Origin of the sequence: Streptomyces wedmorensis, assembly GCF_000716445.1 — a bacterium.
GTDB lineage: Bacteria > Actinomycetota > Actinomycetes > Streptomycetales > Streptomycetaceae > Streptomyces > Streptomyces wedmorensis.
Map to the genome: position 1 here is coordinate 1 of NZ_JNWK01000066.1, position 19,137 is coordinate 19,137.

Below are 19,137 nucleotides of genomic sequence, written 5' to 3' on the forward strand. Positions count from 1 at the left end.
TGGGTGTCGAGGTTCCTCAGGACGTCGTCCTTGATCTCCTTTCCGGCCTCGCGCAGCTCGGCCCAGTCGTCCAGCTCGGCCACCGCCCGCGCCCGCTTGTCCCGGATCGTGTGCGTGGCGTGCCGGAGGTTCGCCCGCAGGGTCGTGTCGCCGACCGCCGCCCGCGCCGCCTTCGGGAAGGACGGCATGCCGACGAAGGCCCGCCCGTCGCCCGACCACCGCCCCTCGTCGAGCGCTGACGCGCGCCCCTTCTTGTCACTCACTGCCAGGGCTCCCCTTCCGTGCTCGCCAGGATCTCCGCCAGGTGCAGCGCCCGCAGCGGCGCCCCCTGCCGTCCGATCATCCCGCCCACGTGCAGCAGACAGGAGTTGTCCGCGCCGCAGAGCACCTCGGCGCCCGTCGACAGCGCGTTCGCGATCTTGTCGGCACCCATCGCCGCCGAGACGTCCGGGTTCTTCACCGCGAAGGTGCCGCCGAAGCCGCAGCACTCCTCGGCGCCCGGCAGCTCCACCAGCTCCAGACCCTTCACCGCCTCCAGCAGCCGCCGCGGCCGCTCCCCGAGGCCGAGCATCCGCAGCCCGTGACAGGACGGGTGGTACGTGACCCTGTGCGGGAAGTACGCGCCGACGTCCGTCACCCCCAGCACGTCCACGAGGAACTCCGTCAGCTCGTACGTGCGCGGCGCGAGGCCCGCCGCCTCCTCGCCGAACCGCGGGTAGTGGTGGCGCACCATGGCCGCGCACGAACCGGACGGGGTGACCACGTGGTCGTACCCCTCGAAGGCCCGGACCGTGCGCCGCACCAGCGGCTCGGTCCGCGCACGATAGCCGGTGTTGAACTGCGGTTGTCCGCAACAGGTCTGCGCGGAGGGGAAGTCGACCTCCACGCCCAGCCGTTCCAGGAGCCGGACCGTGGCCACGCCCGTCGCGGGGAACACGGCGTCGTTGACGCAGGTGACGAACAGGGCGACGCGCATCACGGATTCCTCGGGGACGGCTCGACTCGGGCGGCGGCCGCGTCCCAGGCGGCACGGGCGGCAGGGTCATTCTGCGGCACGTAGTGGCGCAGCGCCTGGGTACGCGCCACGAGCGCGCGCATCGAGGCGAGGCCGCCGACCAGCCCGGCGGCGCGCGCCTGGACGAGGACGTTGCCCAGCGCGGTGGCCTCCACCGGACCGGCGACCACGGGAAGTCCGGCGGCGTCCGCCGTCATCCGGCAGAGCAGTTCGTTACGGGCTCCGCCTCCCACCAGGTGGATCCGGCTCACCTCCCGGTCGGCCAGCTCGCCGGCCCGCCGCAGCGTCCGCCGGTGGGCCAGGGCCAGGCTCTCCAGGACGCAGCGCACCACCGCCCCCGGGCTGCCCGGGACCGGCTGGCCGGTGCGTCGGCAGTGGGCCCGTATCCGCTCCGGCATGTCGCCGGGTGCGAGGAACTCCGGCGCGTCCGGGTCGACGACCGAAGCGAACGGCTCCGCGCGGGCGGCGTCGGCGAGGAGGCCGTCGAGGCCGGCCGGCACGCCCCGCGCCGTCCATGTCCTGCGGCACTCCTCCAGGAGCCACAGCCCCATGATGTTGCGCAGATAGCGCACGGTGCCGTCGATCCCGCGCTCGTTGGTGAAGCCGGCCGCCCGGGACTCCTCGGTGAGCACCGGCGCGTCCAGTTCGAGGCCGGCGAGCGACCAGGTGCCGCAGGAGACGTAGGCGGCGCCCGGGGCCGTCGCCGGAACGGCGACGACGGCCGACGCGGTGTCGTGCGAGGCGACCGCCGTGACCGGTGTCCCGGCCGGCAGCCCCGTGAACTCCGCCACGCGCGGGAGGAGTCCGCCCGCCGGATCGCCGGGGGACCGCAGCGCCGGCAGCAGCCCCGGGTCCAGGCCGAGCCGGGCGGCCAGCTCCTCTGACCAGGCGCCGGAGCGGGTGTCGAAGAGCCCCGTCGTCGAGGCGTTCGTCTCCTCGGCGCCGACCGTCCCGGTCAGCCAGTGGACCATCAGGTCCGGAATCATCAACAGGGTCCGCGCCGCCCCCAGTTGTGCGGTCCCGGCGGCCGACGCGAGCTGGAACACGGTGTTGAACGGCAGGTGCTGGAGCCCGGTCACGCGGTACAGCTCGGCCGCGCCGAGCCTGTCCCGCACCGCCTCCGCGACGCCCTCGGTGCGCCGGTCGCGGTAGTGGTACGGCGAGCCGAGCAGCGCACCGTCGGCGTCGAGCAGCCCGTAGTCCACCGCCCAGGAGTCCACGCCGACGGAGTCGACCCCGCCGGAGCGGGCGGCGGCGCGCAGGCCCTCCAGGACGCCCCCGAAGAGGCCGAGGACGTCCCAGCGCAGGCCGTCGGGCAGCGGGACCGGGGTGTTGGGGAAGCGGTGGAGCTCGGTGAGGCCGAGCCGGCCGGACCCGACGCGGCCCAGCATCACGCGCCCGCTGGTGGCGCCGAGGTCCACCGCGGCGAAGACGCCGTGCGGCCCGCTCATCGGAGGAAGGCCGCGGCGACGCCCGCGTCCACCGGCACGTGCAGGCCGGTGGTGTGGCTCAGGTCGCCGCCGGTCAGTGCGAAGACCGCGTTCGCCACGTGCTCCGGCAGCACCTCACGCCCGAGGAGCGTCCGCCCCGCGTAGAACGCGCCGAGCTCCTCCTCCGCGATGCCGTACGTGGCGGCCCGCTGGGCGCCCCAGCCGGCGGAGAAGATGCCCGAGCCGCGCACGACGCCGTCCGGGTTGATGCCGTTGACGCGGATGCCATGCTCGCCCAACTCGGCTGCCAGGAGCCGCACTTGATGAGACTGGTCGGCCTTGGTGGCGGAGTACGCGATGTTGTTCGGGCCGGCGAAGACCGCGTTCTTCGACGCGATGTACACGATGTCGCCGCCCAGCGCCTGGGCGGTCATGACCCGCGCCGCCTCCCGGGAGACCAGGAACGAGCCGCGGGCCATGATGGCGTGCTGGACGTCCCAGTCGCGCGCCGTCGTGTCCAGCAGCGGCTTGGAGATCGAGATGCCGGCGTTGTTGACGACCAGGTCCACCCCGCCGAAGGCGAGCAGCGCCGCGCGGAACGCCGCGCCGATCTCCTCCTCCGACGTGACGTCCACGGCGACGGCCACCGCCCGGTCCGGACCGCCCAGTTCCGAGGCGACCGCGGCCGCGCTCTCCGCGTTCAGGTCGGCGACGACCACGCAGGCGCCCTCGGCGACCAGGCGGTGCGCGATGGCGCGCCCGATGCCGCTGCCCGCGCCCGTCACGAGCGCCACCCGGGTGGCGAGCGGCCGGGGCCTCGGCATCCGCCGCAGCTTGGCCTCCTCCAGCTCCCAGTACTCGATGCGGAACTTCTCCGACTCCTCGATCGGCGCGTACGCCGAGACCGCCTCGGCGCCCCGCATCACGTTGATCGCGTTGACGTAGAACTCGCCGGCCACCCGCGCCGTCTGCTTGTCGCGGCCGAAGGAGAACATGCCCACGCCGGGCACCAGGACGATCGCCGGGTCCGCGCCCCGCATCGCGGGGGAGTCCTCGACGGCGTGCCGCGCGTAGTAGGCCGCGTACTCCTCGCGGTAGGCCGCGTGCAGCTCCCGCAGCCGGCCGACGGCCTCCGCGAGCGGCACGCCCGCCGGAAGGTCGAGGACGAGCGGACGGACCTTGGTGCGCAGGAAGTGGTCAGGGCACGAGGTCCCGAGGGCGGCGAGCCTCGGGTGCTCCGCACGGGCCAGGAAGTCGAGCACCGCGTCGGAGTCGGTGAAGTGGCCGACTTGCGGCTGGTCCTGGGACGCGAGCCCCCGTACGTACGGGGCGAGCGCGGCGGCGCGCTCCCGCCGCTCGGCCGCGGGCAGCGCCGCGTACCCCTCGACGACCGGTCCGAACGGCTCCGGTCGGCCCCGCTCGGCGAGGAAGGCCTCGGCGGTCCGGATGATCAGCAGCGCGTTGTGCTCGCACTCCTGCGAGGTCGCGCCCCAGGCCGTGATGCCGTGACCGCCGAGGACGCAGCCGATCGCCCGCGGGTTGGCCTCCTTCACGGCCGCGATGTCCAGGCCCAGTTGGAAGCCGGGACGGCGCCACGGCACCCACGCCACCGCGTCGCCGAAGCATTCCGCGGTCAGCTTCTCGCCGTCGGCGGCGCAGGCGAGCGCGATCCCCGCGTCCGGGTGGAGGTGGTCGACGTGGTCCGCGTCGACCAGGCCGTGCATGGCGGTGTCGATGGACGGGACCGCGCCCCCCTTGCCGTACAGGCAGTGGTCGAAGGCCGCGACCATCTCGTCCTCGCGCTCGACGCCCGGGTAGACGTCGGCGAGGGCGCGCAGCCGGTCGAGGCGGAGCACCGCGAGCCCGTCCTCGGTGAGCGTGCCCAGGTCGCCGCCGGAGCCCTTGACCCACATCAGGGTGGTCTCGCCGCCGGTGACGGGGTCGGTGACGGTGCCCTTCGCGGAGGTGTTGCCGCCCGCGTAGTTGGTGGTGCGCGGGTCGGCGCCGAGCCGGTGGGACCGGCCGAGGAGGGAGGTGACTTCGGGAGGGGTGGCGGAGGTCATGGGGATCTTCCTTCGGGCGTGGTGGGGACGGCGGTCGGTGCGGGTCACGCGCCCCAGCCGGCCTGGTCGCCGCCGGCGCGTTCGGCGGCGATCCGCTCCTGCCGGCCGGAGCGGAGGTAGGCGGCGACCGGGTCCGGGTCGAGGCCCCGCTCCTCCCGCAGCGCGCGCAGCAGGGGCCGTACGTCGGTGTCGTACGCGTCCATCAGGACGGCGTGGGCGGCCAGGACGTCCCCGTCCCGCTGCGCGGCGGCGAGGGCGTCGCCGTCGACGAGCAGCGCCTTGGCGGTGGCCTCCTGGACGTTGCAGACCGAGCGGATCACCGCGGGGACCTTCGCCTCGACGTTGTGGCACTGGTCGAGCATGAAGGCGATGCCGGCCGCGGGTGCGAGGCCGCCGTTGCGGACGACCTCGTGCATGATCCGGAAGAGCTGGAAGGGGTCGGCGGCGCCGGCCATCAGGTCGTCGTCGGCGTAGAAGCGCGAGTTGAAGTCGAAGCCGCCGAGCCTGCCCTCGCGCAGCAGCAGGGCGACGATGAACTCGATGTTGGTGCCCGGGGCGTGGTGGCCGGTGTCCACGACGACCCGCGCCTTCGGTCCGAGCTTGAGGCAGTGCGCGTAGGCCGTGCCCCAGTCCGGCACGTCGGTGGTGTAGAAGGCGGGCTCGAAGAACTTGTACTCCAGGAGCATCCGCTGGTCGTCGCCGAGCCGCGCGTACACCTCGGCCAGGGACTCCGCGAGCCGCTCCTGCCGGGCCGTGACGTCGTCCTGCCCCGGGTAGTTGGTGCCGTCCGCGAACCAGAGCTTCAGATCGGCGGACCCGGTCGCGTCCATGATGTCGACGCAGTCGAGCAGGTGCCGCACGGCCCTGCGGCGCACGGCCGGGTCGGGGTGGCAGACGCTGCCGAGCCGGTAGGCGTCGTCCTGGAAGGTGTTGGAGTTGATCGCGCCGAGTTCGACCCCGCGCCCCTTCGCGTACGCGGCGAGGGCGGCGTAGTCGTCGACCCGGTCCCACGGGATGTGCAGCGAGACCTTCGGCGCGACGCCGGTGTACGCGTGGACCTGCGCCGCGTCGTCCAGCTTCTCGTACGGGTCGCGGGGGACCCCCTGCTGGGCGAACACCTTGAACCGGGTCCCGGAGTTGCCGTAGCCCCAGGAGGGCGTTTCGATCCGCTGGGCGGCGAGTGCGGCCTTCACGGCAGCGATGTCGGGCATGTCCACCTCGGAGCCTTGAAATGAATCGATTCAGTACGTGGGGGAAGCTAGCCATCGCGGGTGGTGCCGTCAAGACTCTTGACCATGCGAGCGCTCGCGCCCTAGCGTCCTGACCCCACGGAAATGAAACATTTCAGTCGACGCGAACGGAGGGCGGACGTGCAGCGGGTCTGCTTCCTGCTCAAGGTCAAAGCCGAGCGGGTGGACGAGTACCGCGCCCGTCACGCCCACGTCTGGGACGACATGCTCACGGCGCTCTCCGACGCCGGCTGGCACAACTACTCCCTCTTCCTGCGCGAGGACGGACTGCTCGTCGGCTACCTGGAGACCCCGGACTTCGAGCGGGCGCGCGCCGCCATGGACGCCGCCGACGTCAACGCCCGCTGGCAGGCCGAGATGGCGGACTTCTTCGAGGAGCTCGACGGGCGGGCGCCCGACGCCGCGATGCGCCCGCTGACCGAGGTCTTCCACCTGGCGTGAGAGGGCGGACGGCGGGGCCGCTTAGGATGAAAGACGGGGCCGGGCCTCGTACGGACGACAGGGCGGCAGAGGCAGGACGGACCAGGTGGGACGGATGACGGACACCGCGCGGACGATCGGGAAGGGCGGCTCCGCCGGGAGCCCCGGGAGCGTCGGCATCAAGGACGTGGCACGCGAGGCCGGAGTCTCCGTCGGCACCGTCTCCAACGTGATCAACCAGCCCGACCGGGTCTCGCCCGCGACGCTCCAGCACGTGCGCGCCGTCATCGCCCGCCTCGGCTACGTGCGCAGCGAGTCCGCCCGCCAGCTGCGGGCCGGCCGCAGCCGCATCATGGCGCTCCTCGTCCTCGACATGGGCAACCCCTTCTTCGTCGACATCGCCCGCGGCGCCGAGCGCACCGCGCGCGCGGCCGGGCTCGGCGTCATGGTCTGCAACAGCGACCAGAACGCCGGCGACGAGGCCGACTACCTCTCGCTCTTCGCCGAGCAGCGCGTCCGGGGCGTCCTCATCACCCCCGCCGACCCCAGCGGCGCGAACCTGCGCGACTTCCGCCGCCACGGCATCCCGTCCGTGCTCGTCGACCGCGTGGCGGGCGAGGACGCCGGCTGCTCGGTCTCCGTCGACGACGTCGTCGGCGGCTCCCTCGCGATCCGCCACCTCACCGCGACCGGCCACCGCTCCTTCGCCTACGTCAGCGGCCCCTCCCACCTCCAGCAGGTCCGCGACCGGCGCGAGGGGGCCCTCCTCGCCCTCGCCGAGGCCGGACTGCCCGCCTCCGCGCTCCAGGAACTCCCCGCCGAGCGCCTCGACGTCGCCTCCGGGCGCGACGCCGGCTCCCGCCTGCTCGGCCTGTCCACCCGCCCCACCGCCGTCTTCTGCGCCAACGACCTGCTGGCCCTCGGAGTCCTCCAGGCGCTGTACGCGGCGAACGTCCGGGTCCCCGAGGACATGGCCATCGTCGGCTACGACGACATCGAGTTCGCCGCCGCCGCGACCGTCCCCCTCACCTCTGTACGCCAACCCGCCCTGACCCTCGGCGCCAAGGCCGCCGAACTCCTCCTCGAGGAGACCGGCGACCAGGCGTCCGACCACCGGCACGAGCACGTCGTCCTCCAGCCCGAGCTGGTCGTCCGCCGCTCGACCCTCGCCGGCCGCTGACGCCCGGCTCCCTCCGGCGCAGCCCTGACCGGACCGCGCCGACGGGCCCCGGAGGCCGACTCAGCGCACGCCGAGCAGGTGCTCGAGGGCCAGCTGGTCGAGGTGCTCGAAGGCCATCGAGCGCGCCGCGGCCGCGTCCGGGTCGAAGGCCTCGTACGCCGTGGGGTCGGCGAGCAGCCCCGCCAGACCGTCGGCGGCCGTCGGGACGGAGAGCTCGGGCAGCCGGGACGCGGCGAGCGCCGCCACGACGTCGGGGTCGGCGCGGAAGGCGGTCGCGCGCTCCTTGAGGATCAGGTAGTTCCGCATGCAGTTCCGCGCGGACTCCCACACCCCGTCGTGGCCGTCCGTGCGCACCGGCTTGAAGTCGAAGTGCCGCGGACCCTCGTACCCGGCGGTCTCCAACAGGTCGACCAGCCAGAACGCCTGGCGCAGATCACCCGCACCGAAGCGGAAGTCCTGGTCGTACTTGATGCCCGACTGGCCGTTGAGGTCGATGTGGAAGAGCTTGCCCGCCCACAGCGCCTGCGCGATGCCGTGCGGGAAGTTGAGGCCGGCCATCTGCTCGTGGCCCGTCTCCGGGTTCACGCCGACCAGGTCGGGGCGCTCCAGCCGTTCGATGAAGGCGAGCGCGTGCCCGATGGTGGGCAGCAGGATGTCGCCGCGGGGCTCGTTGGGCTTGGGCTCGATCGCGAAGCGCAGGTCGTAGCCCTGCTCGGTGACGTACTGGCCGAGCAGGTCGAAGGCCTCCTTCATCCGGTCGAGCGCGACCCGGACGTCCTTCGCCGCGCCGGACTCGGCACCCTCCCGGCCGCCCCACGCGACGTAGACCGTCGCACCGAGTTCGACCGCGAGGTCGATGTTCCGGACGGTCTTGCGCAGGGCGAAGCGGCGCACGTCCCGGTCGTTGGCGGTGAAGGCGCCGTCCTTGAAGACGGGGTGGGTGAAGAGGTTCGTGGTCGCCATCGGCACCGCGAGGCCGGTGCGGTCCAGCGCGGCCCGGAAGCGCTTGACGGCGGTGTCGCGCTCGGCCTCCGCGGCGCCGAAGGGAATGAGGTCGTCGTCGTGGAAGGTGACGCCGTACGCGCCGAGGCCGGCGAGCCGCTCGACCGCCTCGACCGGGTCGAGGGCGGGGCGGGTGGCCTCGCCGAAGGGGTCGCGCCCCTGCCAGCCGACGGTCCACAGCCCGAAGGTGAACCGGTCGTCGGGGGTGGGCGAGAAGGGCTCCGTCATGGTGTCTCCTTGCGTCCTTGCTCTGGCCGTGGGATTTGTTTTCTGAGATAACTAATACGGGACGGGGCCGCCCGGCGCCAGACCCGACAAGCCGAGAGATGAGGTGAGGACGTGCCCGCCAACCGCTCCGTCGTGATCGGCGTGGACAGCTCCACGCAGTCCACCAAGGCCGCCGCGGTCGACGCGGAGACCGGCGAACTCCTCGCCGTGGGACGCGCCCCGCACACCGTCACCGGCACCGGGGGAGCCCGCGAGAGCGACCCCGAGCAGTGGTGGACCGCCCTCGCCACGGCCGTCCGCGCGGCGGTACGGGAGGCCGGCGTCCCCGCCGCCTCCGTCACCGCCATCGCCGTCGCCGGCCAGCAGCACGGCCTCGTCACCCTCGGCCCCGGCGGCCGCCCCCTGCGCCCGGCCCTCCTCTGGAACGACACCCGCTCGGCCCCCCAGGCCGCCGCCCTCGCCGCCCGGCTCGGCGGACCCGCCTCCTGGCTGCACCGCACCGGCTCGGTCCCGGTCGCCTCCATGACCGCCGCCAAATGGCAGTGGCTCCGCGAACACGAACCCGCCCACGCCGCCGCGGCCACCGGCGTCCGCCTCCCGCACGACCACCTCACCGAACGCCTCACCGGCCTCGCCGTCACCGACCCCGGCGACGCCTCGGGCACGTGCTGGTACGGCACGGGACCAGGCCCGGGCGGCGCGGGGCGTGCGCACGGCTCGGGCGGTGCGGGCCCGGCGGGCAGCCCGGACACGGTGGCCGGCCCGGGCGGCGCTTCCGGCGAGGGCGGTACGGGGGATGCCTCTGGCGAGGGGCGTCCGGGTGCGGCGGGCGCCGACGGCCGCGGCCGTCCCCCGGCATCGGGCTCCGACGGCCGTGACCGCGTGGGTGCGGCGGGCTCCGATGGCCCCGGTCGCACGGGTGCGGCGGGCTCCGACGGCCGTGACCGCGCGGGTGCGGCGGGCGGCGCCTACGACCCCGAGATCCTCGACCTCCTCGGCCTTGACGCCGCCCTGCTCCCCACCGTGGCGCCCTCCGGCGCCACCCGCGTGGGCACGCTCACCCCGGCCGCCGCCGAAGCGCTCGGCCTGCCCCGTACCGTCGTCGTGGCCGCCGGAACCGGCGACAACATGGCCGCCGCCGTGGGTCTCGGACTCGGCGGCGCGGGGCTGCTCGACCACCCGGTCGTCAGCCTCGGCACGTCCGGCACGGTCTTCGCCGCGACCGGGGCCCGCCCGGCCGACCGCGGGCTCGCCGGGTTCGCCGCGACCGACGGCACGTACCTCCCGCTCGGCTGCACCCTCAACTGCACCCTCGCCGTCGACCGGTTCGCCACGCTCCTCGGCCTCGACCGGGACGACACCCGGCCCGGCGACGGCGTCGTCGTCCTGCCGTACCTCGACGGCGAACGCACCCCCGACCTGCCCCACGCCGCCGGGCTCGTCACCGGCCTCCGACACGGCACGGACCCCCGCGCGATCCTCGGCGCCGCCTACGAGGGCGCGGCCTTCACGGTCCTCCGCGCCCTCGACCGACTCCTCGCCGCCTGCGGCCTCGACCCCGCCGACCCCGCCGTACGCGACCGCCCCCTGCGCCTCATCGGCGGCGGCGCCCGAGGCCGGGCCTGGACCGACACCGTCCGCCGCCTCTCCGGCCGTCCGCTGGTCGTCCCCGCCGCCGACGAACTCGTCGCGCTCGGCGCCGCCGCCCTCGCCCTCGGCGCCGTGACCGGCACCGACCCCGTCGCCGTGGCCGCCGCCTGGGGCACCGGCGACGGCGAGGTCCTGCCCCCGCTCACCCGCGACGACGCCACCTGGCAGCGCATCGACGCCGTTCTGACCGCCGCGGCGCCGACCCTGCTGAGCTGACGGCGCGACCCCGCCGCGCCGACCGGTCCGCCCTGCCGCGCGTGCCGTCCGTATCCGGCCACGCAACCGCCCGCCTCCCTGGCCGGAACGGGGCTGCTCTAGGGTCGACTGATCGGGCGATCGAGGGGGAGTCCATGTACAAGTCCACGGTCCCGGGCGCGGTGTTCGCCGCCGTCGTCCTGGCGGCGCTGACCGTCTCCTGCGGCACGACCGACAGGAACGACACGGGCGACACGACCGCGAAGGTCGGTACGGCCGCCCCGGCCGCCACCACCGATCCGGCCGACACGGCGCCGCCCACCGGTGCGGAGACCGCCGATCCCCCCGCCGACGCGGGCGGCACGGGAACGCCGGCCCCGCTCCCGGACTCCGGGGAGACCGCGCCCGAGAAGGTCCGCGACGCCTTCGCCGGGCTCCAGGCGACGCTCAACGAATCCTGCGACGTCCCCGCCGACTGCCCGGACTTCCTCGGACGGGTCCACGAGGAACTCCAGTCCATGGACCGGGCGATGAAGGCCGACCCGAAGGGCCCCGGCCACTTCCCGGAGCCGATCGCCCTGATCCAGGAGCTCAACGGCGAGCTCGGCGGCGACCGTTCCTTCGAGAACCTGAAGAAGCACCAGGCCATGCTGGTCGGCACGCGCGACCGGATCAACACGTGGATGCAGGACCACCCGGACGACTACCGTTGACACACACGGAACAAGCCCGCGCTTCCCGGGACGGGAGTCGGGTGCACGGGTTACCCTGACGGAATCCACGGGGGAGGAACGATGGTCGCTCTACTGATCCTGTTCGGAGTGCTCGGCGGCACCGGGGCGCTGATGACGGTCACCCTGATGCGCCGCGGCGCCCGCCGCACGGAGACGGCCGAGGGCCTGCTGGTCGAGCAGGAGGCCCTGCGCCAGGCCGCCCACGACCGTGTCTCCTTCGGCGCCGCCGCCGTCCACAACTCCGTACCCACGGCGAGCGACACGTACAGCCGCCGCGAGCGCCGGCCCTGAGGCGTGTCCCGCTGCCGGGCAGGTCGGCCGACAAGACACCCCACAGGGCCTGTCCGGCGGATCAGGGTCGGACAGACCCTGGCCCGGAGCTCCGTCCCCGGTGGGCCCTAACGCCTCCGCACCCTGCCCCACATGGGCGGGTCTGGTCCCGTCCACGGTGTGTTCGGGCGGGATGACGCCCGCCTTCCGGACATAGTGCGGGCCATGACACGCACTTCCTTCCTCCGTACGCGGCCACGTGCCCGTACGGGCACCCGCAGGGCGCTCCTGTGCGCCGCGCTGCTCACCGTCGTGGCGCAGTCCACCGCCGCCGTACCGGCGTCCGCCGAGGGGCCGGGCGGCCACGGCGGACGCGACTGCGTGCGGACCGAACGCCCGCTCGACGGGCAGGCACGCAAGGTCCTGGAGATCACCCGCAAGGCGAAGAAGGACCTGAGGCTGAAGGCCGTGGAGCTGCGGGTCACGGTCGACGGCCGCGAGGTCGTCACGGACGCGCTCGGCGAGTCCATGACCGGCGTCCGGGCCGAGCCGGACATGCACTTCCGGGCCGGCTCCGTGGCCTTCGCCCACATCGGTACGGCCCTGCTCCAGCTGGTCCAGGAGCGGAAGGTCGGCCTGGACGACACCGTGGAGCGCTGGCTGCCGGACCTCCCCAAGGCCGACCGGATCACCCTGCGGATGCTGGCGTCCAACACCAGCGGCCTCCACGACTACGTGACCGACCCGGCGTTCCTGGCCGAGCTCGAGCCGCACCCGTTCCGCGCGTGGACCCCGCAGGAGCTGCTCGCCTACCCTCTGCGGCACTCGTTCTGGTACGAGCCGGGCACCAGCTGGAGCTACTCCCACGCGAACTACCTGCTCCTGGTGGCCGCCCTGGAGAAGATCACCGGCGTCCCCATCGAACAGTTCGTCAAGGAGCGGGTCACCGGACCGCTCGGGCTGCGCGACACCCGGAACAACTTCACCCCCGACATCCCCCGCCCGGTCCTGCACGCCTTCACCTCCGACCGGGGGTTCTACGAGGAGTCCACCTTCTGGAACCCGTCGTGGACCACCGCGCCCGGCGCCGTCATCACCACCCACATCTGCGACCTCGCCCGCTCCGCCGAGGGCATCGGCAGCGGTGAACTCCTGTCGCCCCGCGCCTACCGCACCCTGCTGAACCCGGGCACGGTCGGCCTCGGAGGCCAGAGCCCCACCTGCCCGGCGTCCATCTGCCTGAAGCAGACCCCCGCCAAGCACTTCGGCCTCGGCGTCATCGTCGTGAACGGCTGGGTCCTCCAGAACCCGTCGTTCTCGGGCTACGCGGCGATCCAGGCGTACCTTCCGTCGAAGCGGCTCGCCATCGCGGTCTCGACGACGAAGACGGCGACGACGCCCGACGGCAACACCGCCGAGGTCGTCGCGCAGCGCATCGCGGCCGAACTCGCCCCGGGCGTCCCGCTGTCGATCACCTGAGACGACCCGGCCACCCGGAACCCGGGAACCCGGGGCCGGGCCCTGATGCGGGGCCACGGCCCCGGGCCCTGGGCGTTCATGTCCCGGCCGGCCCGGTTCCTCAGGACCCGGCCGCGATCCGCCGCTCGTGGACGCGCAGGTGCAGTGTCGCCAGGTCCAGGAGCGGGGTCGCCACGCCCAGGGCGCGGGCCCGGTCGGTGAGGTCGCCGAAGAGGTGCTCGACCTCGGTGGCGCGGCCGCCGGCGAGGTCGCGGTAGAGCGACGGGACCATCGGCGAACCGGACACGGAGACCACGGCGAGGGTGGCCGCGCGCTCGGACTCCGGTACCGGGTGCCCGGCCGCGGCGGCGATCGCGGCGGCCTCGTCGAGGACCGCGGGGGCGAGGGAGGGGCCGCCCGGGGCGTCGAACACCTCGCCGACCGTGCCGCGCATCAGGCTCGTCACGGCGCCGAACGTCGTGATGAACACCCACTTGTGCCACATCGCGGTGATGATGCGGTCCGGCACCGGCGCGTCGATCCCGGCCCCGTCGAGGACGGCCCGGATCCGTTCGACGCGCGGGGAGACGGCGCCGTCCTGCTCGCCGAAGGCCAGGTGGGCGAGCGGGGCGAGCCGCTGGATGTCGCCGTTGTCGTCGAGGGTGGTGACGACCTTGGCGACCCCGCCGAGGACGGCCTTCTCGCCGAAGCGGGCGTTGAGGGCGTCGATGTGGGCGAGCCCGTTGAGAAGGGGCAGGACGGCGGTGTCCGGTCCGACGGCGGGGGCGATGTCCTCGATGGCCCGGTCGAGCCCGGTGGACTTCACCGAGAGCAGGACCAGGTCGTACGGGCCGGTCAGCTCGTCGGCCGTGACCAGGTCGGGTGTCAGCAGCCACTGCTCGCCGCGCCCCGCGACCCGCAGCCCGCGGGCGCGGACCGCGGCCGCACGGGCCGGGCGGACGAGGAAGGTGACGTCCTGTCCGGCGCGGGCGAGCAGGGCGCCGAAGTAGCCACCGGTGGCACCGGCGCCGACGACCAGGATCTTCATGACTGTGGACCTCTCGTGGGACGCCTCGGGGACGCGGTGGTGGTGATCAAGGGGCGCAGCAACCGGTGCGGGCGGGCGAGCGCCGCCGTGACGGGGTCGGCGTCCGGGCCCGGCGGGGCGAGTCCGGGGCCGGGGGTGACCAGGACGTCCGAGACCGGGACGGCGTCACCGCAGCCGGTACAGCGACCGTCGGGGGTGAGCGGGGCCTCGTCGGCGGCGTGCCGGAAGACGCGCCGCGGGCCGCCTTCCGCCGCGTAGAACTCCTCGCCCCAGGCGGTGAGGGCACGGACGGCCGGCCAGAGGGCGACGCCCTTGGGCGTCAGCCCGTACACCTCGCGGCGGCCGGTGCCCGGCTCGGCGCGGCGCTCCATGACGCCCGCCTCGGCGAGGGTGGTGAGCCGGTCGGTGAGGACGGCCCTGGGCACGGCCAGGTGCGCGGCGAACTCCCCGAACCGGCGGACCCCGTGGAAGGCGTCGCGCAGGATCAGCAGGGTCCACCGCTCGCCGACGATCTCCATCGAGCGGGCCAGGGCGCAGGTCTGCCCGCGGTAGTCACGCGGAAGCGTCATGCCCGGAGCCTAGCCCACGACAGTTCGGTGACCGAACTGTTTTCGCGAGAGCGAAAGGGACGACTAGGCTCTCGCTCACCATGAACCAGCCCACGGAACCCAAGGCCGACAAGTCGGGAGTGCGCCGGCACAACCTGAGCCTCGTCCTGCGGACCGTCCACGAGGCCGGCGAGACGACCCGCGCGGCCGTCGCCGCCCGCGTCGGGCTCACCCGCCCGGCCGTCTCGTCCCTCGTCGAACAACTCCTCGACCTGGGCTTCCTCGTCGAGTCGGGCAAGACGTTCAGCGGGCAGGCGGGCCGGCCCGGCACCGTACTGAAGCCGGCGGACACCGGATCCGCCGGGCTCGGCGTCGAGATCAACGTCGACTACGTCACCGTCTGCGTCGTCGACCTGACCGGCACCGACCGCGTCCGGCACACCGAACGCCTCGACAACCGCGCCGCCGCCCCCGACGTCCTCACCCGGGCCGCCCGGATCGCCGCCCAGGCCCTCGACGCGGCCGCCGAACTGCGGCTCGCCCCGGCGGGCGCCGGACTCGCGCTGCCCGGACTCGTCTCCGGCGGCGCCGTCCGCCAGGCCCCCAACCTCGGCTGGAACGAGGTCGACGCCGAACGCCTCTTCGGCGACGCCCTCGCCGCACTCCGCCCCGGCACGGAGGGCCTTCCCCTCACCTCCGACAACGAGGCGAACATGGCCGCCCTCGCCGAGCTGTGGTTCGGCACGCACGGCGACCTCCGCACCTTCCTGCACCTGACGGGCGAGATCGGCGTCGGCGGCGCGATCGTCGTCCACGGCGAACTCCTGCGCGGCGCCCACGGGTTCGCCGGCGAGATCGGACACCTGGTCGTGGACGCCGACGGCCCCCGCTGCCGCTGCGGCTCCCGCGGCTGCCTGGAGCAGTACGCGGGCCAGGCCGCCCTCGTCGGTGCGGCCGGTGCCACCGGCGTCCCGGACCTGGTGCGGCGCGCCGAAGCGGCCGACCCGCGCGCCCTCGCGGCCCTCGGGGACGCGGGCCGCATGCTCGGACGCGCCCTCTCGGGCGCCGTGAACCTCCTCGACCCCGAGGCCGTCGTCCTGGGCGGCATCTACCCGCGACTGATGCCGTGGCTCGCGCCGGCCCTCGCGGACGAACTCGCCGACCGCGTCGTCTCCGGCCTCTGGACCCCGGACGCCGGTCGCCTGCGCCCCGCCTCCGCCGCCACCGACGCCTCGCGCGGCGCGGCCGCCCTCGTCCTCCACGACGTCCTCGCCGACCCCCTCGCCTACGCCCCCGCGACGGACGACTGAACCCCACGGCCCGCTCTCATCCGGCTCTCACGCGGGCCTTATCCCCTCATCACGCGCCGCCCCTACCTTCGCGCTCATGTTCTTCACCTACCTCCGGCGCGAACTGCGCCGCCGCAGAAAGGCGGCGCTCGTCGTCGCCTCCGGGCTCGCGCTCGGCATCGCGCTGGTCATCGTCGTCAACTCCGTCTCGTCCGGAATGAGTCGGGCGCAGGGCAAGGTCCTGGAGTCGCTCTACGGCCTGGGCACGGACCTGACGGTGACCAAGGCCCAGGAGCGGCCCGAGAGCGGCGGGCAGGCGCAGCGGCCGCGGTTCGAGTTCCAGGGGAAGGACGACGGGGCGGAGCAGAGCAGCGACCGGCTGATGGTCCAGGGCTTCCAGACCCTCGCGGACTCCACGGTCGCCACGGTCGCGAAGCAGCCCGGCGTGGACCGGGCGGTGGGCGGTCTGAGCCTCGTCAACCTGAAGATCAACGGCGAGTTCAAGCGCGGCGAGATCCAGCGTGGTGAGGGTCAGGCACAGCCGGGCGGCCCCGGCGGCGGGAACGGCGGCTCCGGTCCCGGCGACACGGTCACCGGCGGCGGCGCGGCCTTCGACGTAGACTCCTTCACCCTCTACGGCACCGACGTCACCGCCCCCGACCTCGGCCCCCTCACCACGTCCACCATCTCCGCGGGCCGCACGTTCAAGACCACCGAGACCGACGCGAAGGCCGTCGTCCTCGACAGCGCCTACGCCCAGCAGGAAGGCCTGGCCGTCGGCGGCGAACTGACGGTCAAGGGCGTGAAGTTCGAGATCATCGGCATCGCCACCGCCGACAGCGGCCAGTCCGCCGCCCAGGTCTACCTGCCCCTGAAGCAGGCGCAGACGCTCTCCTCCTCCGCCGCGAAGATCACCACGATCTACGTCAAGGCGACCGACTCGACGCGGATCGACGCGGTCAAGACCGCCATCCGGAAGAACGTCGCCGGCACCACCGTCACCACCTCGGCCGACCTCGCCCAGACGGTCTCCGGCTCCCTCGACACCGCCGCAGGCCTGGCGTCGAACGTCGGCAAGTGGCTCTCGTACGCGGTACTGCTGGCCGCCGTCCTGGTCGCCGGTCTGCTCACCTCCTCCGCCGTCGGCCGCCGCGTCCGCGAGTTCGGCACGCTCAAGGCCCTCGGCTGGAAGAGCGGCCGGGTCACCCGGCAGGTCGTCGGCGAGGCCCTCGTCAACGGCGTCATCGGCGGCGCCCTCGGCATCGCGATCGGTCTCGCCGGCGCGTACGCCGTGACCGCCGTCAGCCCGACGCTCACCGCCGAACTCGGCGCGAGCGCCGGAGGGTTCGGCGGACGGGGCGGCGGCATGGCCTTCGGCGGCCCGGCCGGCGGAGCCCGTACGGCCGTCGGCAAGACCGTCGACATCGCCCTCACCGCCCCGGTGAGCGTCACCACCGTGGGCCTCGCCGTCCTCCTCGCCCTCGGCGGCGGCCTCGTCGCGGGGGCCTTCGGCGCCTGGCGCGCCTCGCGGCTGCGCCCCGCGGACGCGCTGCGCCGCGTCGAGTAGCAGACCGCCCCGGGGCGCGTCCGGCCCTGATGCGCTGGACGCGCCCGAACCCCCTCACGCACGCACCACAGGAGTCGCACCATGTACGAACTCATCGGCGTCACCAAGCAGTACCGGCGGGGGCAGGAGAGAGTCGACGCCCTCGCCGGGATCGACCTCACCCTGGAGCAGGGGGACCGGCTGGTCATCCAGGGACCCACCGGCGGCGGCAAGTCGACGCTCCTCCAGATGCTCGGCGGCCTCGACCGCCCCACCTCCGGCCGGGTCCTGCTCGACGGCGTCGACCTGGCCGGACTCTCCGAGCGCCGGCTGACGGCCGTACGCGGCGAGAACATCGGCTTCGTCTTCCAGAGCTTCAACCTCATCCCCACGCTCACCGCCCAGGAGAACGTCGAGACCGCGCTCGTCCCGCTCGGCGTCAAGGCCGCCGAGCGGCGGAGCCGGGCCGCCGAGGCGCTGGAGTCGGTGGGCCTCGGCGAGCGCCTCGGGCACCTGCCCTCCGAGCTCTCCGGCGGCCAGCAGCAGCGCGTGGCGATCGCCCGCGCGCTCGTGAAGCGCCCCAAGGTGCTGCTCGCCGACGAACCCACCGGCAACCTCGACGAGTCGATGCGCGACGAGATCGTCGACCTGCTCGAAGGGCTGTGGAAGGAGCACGGCCTGACCTTCGTCATGGTCACCCACGACAGCGCCGTCGCCCGCCGGTCGCCCCGCCTGGCCACCCTCCGCAAGGGACGGATCACGATCAAGGAGAACCGCTCCGCCACCGTGGCCGGGCCCCCCGTCGGCTGAGACGTGGATCACTCCACCCTGACCGTGTTCGGCAATGCCGAACGCCACTACGGTGACGGCGATGCCACCGGGCCGCGACCACGGGCCCGGTGGCGGCAGTCGGCAGACAGGAGTCAGGAGCCGCCATGTTCACCTTCACCTCCCAGGACGGCGTCGTCATCCACGTCCACACGTGGCTCCCCGAGGGGGAGGCGCGCGGCGTCGTCCAGATCGCGCACGGCATGGGCGAGCACGCCGCCCGTTACGCCCCGCTCGCCGACCACCTGGCCGGGCTCGGCTTCGCCGTCTACGCCGGCGACCACCGCGGCCACGGCCTCTCCATGCACGCGGGCCCCGGCCACTTCGGCGAGAACGGCTGGAACCTCCTCGTCGAGGACGTCGCCGCGCTCACCCGGATCGCCCGCGACCGCCACCCCGGCGTCCCCGTGGTCCTCGTCGGCCACAGCATGGGCTCCTTCGCCGCCCAGCAGTACCTGCTCGACCACGCCGCCCTCGTCGACGGCGTGGCGCTCTCCGGCACCACGGCCCTCGACGGCCTCTTCGCCGGACTCGCGGACGCCGCCCGGCGGGCCGCCGAGGCGGGCGACGAGGGCGGCGGCGTCTTCGACGCCTTCAACGCCGCCTTCGCGCCCACCCGCACGGACGCGGACTGGCTCAGCCGCGACGAGAAGCAGGTCGACGCGTACCTCGCCGACCCGCTCTGCGGATTCGGCGCCGACGGCCGGGGGATGGCCGACATGGGCGCCGCCGCGGGCCGCCTCGCCGCACCCGAGGGCATCCCTGCCGCGCTGCCGGTCTGCGTCCTCGTCGGCGACCACGACCCCCTCAACGCCCGGCTCACCCTCTCCGACCTGCTGGTCTCCCGCTACCGCCACGCCGGCCTCACCGACCTGACGTACCGCAGCTACGAGGGCGCCCGCCACGAGGTCCTCAACGAGACCAACCGGGACGAGGTCGTCGCCGACCTCACCGCCTGGATCGAACGCGTGGCGGGCTGAGCC

17 protein-coding genes and 1 pseudogene are annotated in these 19,137 nt (G+C 74.1%); 10 read left to right on the top strand and 8 right to left on the bottom strand.

The genetic code is table 11. The annotated features are described in order from the left end of the window. The 5 genes and pseudogenes from OO54_RS34930 to rhaI all read right to left on the bottom strand — a co-directional run. Nucleotides 1–188: pseudogene (locus tag OO54_RS34930) on the bottom strand ((4Fe-4S)-binding protein); the annotation flags it as partial. A 71-nt stretch (nt 189–259) separates the two neighbouring features. Beyond that, nucleotides 260–976 carry a (Fe-S)-binding protein gene (locus OO54_RS34935; protein WP_033210705.1) on the bottom strand — a complete coding sequence of 239 codons (717 nt, stop codon included), beginning with the start codon at nt 974–976 and terminating at the stop codon, nt 260–262. Continuing rightward, nucleotides 976–2,466: a rhamnulokinase gene (locus OO54_RS34940; protein WP_033210706.1), complete on the bottom strand. Its 1,491-nt coding sequence runs from the start codon at nt 2,464–2,466 to the stop codon at nt 976–978. The genes OO54_RS34935 and OO54_RS34940 overlap by 1 nt, the downstream gene beginning before the upstream one ends. Continuing rightward, nucleotides 2,463–4,508 carry a bifunctional rhamnulose-1-phosphate aldolase/short-chain dehydrogenase gene (locus tag OO54_RS34945; RefSeq protein ID WP_033210708.1) on the bottom strand — a complete coding sequence of 682 codons (2,046 nt, stop codon included), beginning with the start codon at nt 4,506–4,508 and terminating at the stop codon, nt 2,463–2,465. The genes OO54_RS34940 and OO54_RS34945 overlap by 4 nt, the downstream gene beginning before the upstream one ends. A gap of 44 nt (nt 4,509–4,552) precedes the next feature. Beyond that, entirely contained in the window at nt 4,553–5,719 is a 1,167-nt protein-coding gene (gene rhaI / locus OO54_RS34950; protein WP_033210771.1) for an L-rhamnose isomerase, read from the bottom strand. A gap of 159 nt (nt 5,720–5,878) precedes the next feature. Between rhaI and OO54_RS34955 the strand changes: the two genes are divergently transcribed. Both OO54_RS34955 and OO54_RS34960 read left to right on the top strand, forming a co-directional pair. Further along, nucleotides 5,879–6,199, top strand: a complete 321-nt coding sequence (locus OO54_RS34955; RefSeq protein ID WP_033210710.1) for an L-rhamnose mutarotase — start codon at nt 5,879–5,881, stop codon at nt 6,197–6,199. A gap of 94 nt (nt 6,200–6,293) precedes the next feature. Beyond that, nucleotides 6,294–7,358: a LacI family DNA-binding transcriptional regulator gene (locus OO54_RS34960; RefSeq protein ID WP_051787545.1), complete on the top strand. Its 1,065-nt coding sequence runs from the start codon at nt 6,294–6,296 to the stop codon at nt 7,356–7,358. 60 nt (nt 7,359–7,418) lie between these two features. Here OO54_RS34960 and xylA read toward each other — a convergent pair whose 3' ends face one another. After that, entirely contained in the window at nt 7,419–8,588 is a 1,170-nt protein-coding gene (xylA, locus tag OO54_RS34965) for a xylose isomerase (RefSeq protein WP_033210712.1), read from the bottom strand. Nucleotides 8,589–8,699: 111 nt separating this feature from the next. Here xylA and OO54_RS34970 point away from each other — a divergent pair, with 111 nt between their 5' ends. The 4 genes from OO54_RS34970 (at nt 8,700) to OO54_RS34985 (ending at nt 12,916) form a co-directional block, all read left to right on the top strand. Beyond that, nucleotides 8,700–10,454 (top strand): FGGY family carbohydrate kinase, encoded by a 1,755-nt coding sequence (locus tag OO54_RS34970; protein WP_033210714.1) that lies wholly within the window; start codon nt 8,700–8,702, stop codon nt 10,452–10,454. Nucleotides 10,455–10,588: 134 nt separating this feature from the next. After that, on the top strand, nt 10,589–11,146 hold the full coding sequence (locus tag OO54_RS34975; protein ID WP_033210716.1) for a hypothetical protein: 558 nt from the start codon (nt 10,589–10,591) through the stop codon (nt 11,144–11,146). Nucleotides 11,147–11,227: 81 nt separating this feature from the next. Beyond that, the gene (locus tag OO54_RS34980) at nt 11,228–11,458 is read left to right on the top strand and encodes a hypothetical protein (RefSeq protein ID WP_033210719.1); all 231 of its coding nucleotides are present in this window, start codon (nt 11,228–11,230) and stop codon (nt 11,456–11,458) included. Nucleotides 11,459–11,662: 204 nt separating this feature from the next. Then, complete coding sequence (locus tag OO54_RS34985; protein WP_051787547.1) at nt 11,663–12,916, top strand: serine hydrolase domain-containing protein; 1,254 nt, start codon at nt 11,663–11,665, stop codon at nt 12,914–12,916. A 100-nt stretch (nt 12,917–13,016) separates the two neighbouring features. On the opposite strand, the gene OO54_RS34990 is transcribed toward OO54_RS34985, so the two are convergent. Together OO54_RS34990 and OO54_RS34995 are read right to left on the bottom strand one after the other, a co-directional pair. Continuing rightward, nucleotides 13,017–13,943 (bottom strand): ketopantoate reductase family protein, encoded by a 927-nt coding sequence (locus tag OO54_RS34990; RefSeq protein WP_033210721.1) that lies wholly within the window; start codon nt 13,941–13,943, stop codon nt 13,017–13,019. Beyond that, nucleotides 13,940–14,512: a winged helix-turn-helix transcriptional regulator gene (locus tag OO54_RS34995; protein WP_033210723.1), complete on the bottom strand. Its 573-nt coding sequence runs from the start codon at nt 14,510–14,512 to the stop codon at nt 13,940–13,942. The genes OO54_RS34990 and OO54_RS34995 overlap by 4 nt, the downstream gene beginning before the upstream one ends. 80 nt (nt 14,513–14,592) lie before the next feature. On the opposite strand from OO54_RS34995, the gene OO54_RS35000 reads away from it, so the two are divergent. From OO54_RS35000 to OO54_RS35015, 4 genes are all read left to right on the top strand, one after another. Then, on the top strand, nt 14,593–15,801 hold the full coding sequence (locus tag OO54_RS35000) for an ROK family transcriptional regulator (protein WP_033210726.1): 1,209 nt from the start codon (nt 14,593–14,595) through the stop codon (nt 15,799–15,801). Nucleotides 15,802–15,877: 76 nt separating this feature from the next. Beyond that, nucleotides 15,878–17,347 carry an ABC transporter permease gene (locus OO54_RS35005; protein WP_033210728.1) on the top strand — a complete coding sequence of 490 codons (1,470 nt, stop codon included), beginning with the start codon at nt 15,878–15,880 and terminating at the stop codon, nt 17,345–17,347. Between the two features lie 81 nt (nt 17,348–17,428). After that, a complete protein-coding gene (locus OO54_RS35010) occupies nt 17,429–18,136 on the top strand; it encodes an ABC transporter ATP-binding protein (protein WP_017240766.1) in 708 nt (235 codons plus the stop codon). A 125-nt stretch (nt 18,137–18,261) separates the two neighbouring features. Beyond that, on the top strand, nt 18,262–19,134 hold the full coding sequence (locus OO54_RS35015; protein WP_033210730.1) for an alpha/beta fold hydrolase: 873 nt from the start codon (nt 18,262–18,264) through the stop codon (nt 19,132–19,134). Nucleotides 19,135–19,137: the final 3 nt, after the last annotated feature.